Consider the following 338-nt stretch of genomic DNA (forward strand, 5'->3'; position numbering starts at 1 on the left):
AAGGGCGGCACCGGTTCCGGCGACGTGTACCTGAAGGACGGCGCCAACATCAACGTCCGCCAGGGCTTTGAGGATTACGGCTACACCATCGTCAACGCCGATTTCCTGGACGAGCAGGAAGCGCTGTACGAAGAGAACGGCACCGGCGGCGGCGGTATGTGGGGCAGCGCGGTTTACAAGGAGCCTGCCTACGATGCCGAGAAGGTCAACGCCATTGAGGGCACCGATACCGCCATCTATGTCCTGGCCCGCAACTCCGGCGAAGGTTCCGACCGTAAGCTGGAAGGCGGCGACTACTACCTGACCGATGAAGAGGCCTACAACCTGACCCTGCTGGG

The 338-nt window shown here is 62.1% G+C and carries 1 pseudogene; it reads left to right on the forward strand.

The window, feature by feature from the left end:
• A pseudogene (locus tag H7U37_RS15375) lies at positions 1 to 338 on the forward strand (glycoside hydrolase family 3 protein); the annotation flags it as partial.

The organism is Pseudoflavonifractor phocaeensis (assembly GCF_016901735.1).
In the GTDB taxonomy this organism is placed as follows: domain Bacteria; phylum Bacillota; class Clostridia; order Oscillospirales; family Oscillospiraceae; genus Pseudoflavonifractor_A.